We start from the raw sequence: 1,128 nt of genomic DNA, 5'->3' as shown, positions 1-1,128 counted from the left end.
TTGTATTACCCTGCAATGGCAGTTCCGGGTAATCCGCAGTCTGCATTTCCATGGCGTTATACCTATCCTGCCAATGAAGCAACAGCCAATGGCCCCAGCTATACGGCAGCTGTAAGTGCAATGGGTGGCGATGATGTTTCCATTAAATTATTCTGGATGCAATAAACATTTGTTTGTTGTGCAGCAAATACTTCAACAAAAAGGTGGCAGAGCAATATTTCTGTCGCCTTTTTATGTTTAGGAATGAATAGCTTGCCCTATCTTCGAACAAAATTTATATTACATGCAACAACAACCCAATAACCAGTTAAATATTGAAATTTCTGAAGAAGTTGCCGAAGGAATATATGCCAATTTAGCTATTATAACCCATAGCCATGCCGAGTTTGTGGTTGATTTTGTAAATGTAATGCCGGGTACGCCAAAAAGTAAAGTAAAAAGCCGTATTATTTTAACGCCTATGCACGCTAAACGCTTTATGAAAGCCCTTATTGAAAATATTGAACGTTACGAGGCTGCCAATGGTCCCATTCAGGATATGGAACAGGTTGAAATTCCACTCAACTTTGGCGGACCAACTGCACAAGCCTAAATATCGGGAGCTTTATAAGAATTGTTTGTTATAATAAACCCTCATCAGCAAAGCTGAAGTACCCTTCGTGGCTTACTATAATATGATCTAATAACACAATGTCAATTAATAAAGCCCCCTGTTTTATTTTTTGAGTTAATTCTTTGTCGGCCATGCTGGGTTTTAAATTACCGCTGGGATGGTTATGCGATAAAATCAGTGCACTGGCATTGCATTCTATGGCTTTTCTTAATATAATTCTTGGGTCGGCAACGGTTCCGGTAATTCCGCCCGTGCTAATTACTTCATGCCGTATTATTTTATTGGCACGGTTTAAATAAATGGCTACAAACATCTCAATGGTTTTGTGTTGCAATTGTGCCCTTAAATAATCGGCGGCATCTTTACTGGTAATAACACATGCTTTTTTTCCTGTTTTCCTCGCCATTAAATAGATATTTTTCTAAGTTATTGATTATCAATTATTTGTTTATTTTATTTTTGGTGTCTTGGGTGTCCCAGCGTAATTTTTTATCTTTCAGAAGTGTTTATAAGAA

2 protein-coding genes are annotated in these 1,128 nt (G+C 37.7%); one reads left to right on the top strand and one right to left on the bottom strand.

The annotated features are described in order from the left end of the window. Positions 1 to 283: 283 nt before the first annotated feature. Positions 284 to 592 (top strand): DUF3467 domain-containing protein, encoded by a 309-nt coding sequence (locus A0F92_RS11195; protein WP_068245905.1) that lies wholly within the window; start codon positions 284 to 286, stop codon positions 590 to 592. 28 nt (positions 593 to 620) lie between these two features. On the opposite strand, the gene A0F92_RS11190 is transcribed toward A0F92_RS11195, so the two are convergent. Further along, positions 621 to 1,019 carry a JAB domain-containing protein gene (locus tag A0F92_RS11190; RefSeq protein ID WP_068245902.1) on the bottom strand — a complete coding sequence of 133 codons (399 nt, stop codon included), beginning with the start codon at positions 1,017 to 1,019 and terminating at the stop codon, positions 621 to 623. Between the last annotated feature and the right edge of the window lie 109 nt (positions 1,020 to 1,128).

This window comes from Hydrotalea flava (assembly GCF_001623405.1).
GTDB lineage: Bacteria > Bacteroidota > Bacteroidia > Chitinophagales > Chitinophagaceae > Hydrotalea > Hydrotalea flava.
Note: the sequence above shows the minus strand (reverse complement) of the source record. Positions and strands in the feature narration are given on the sequence as shown.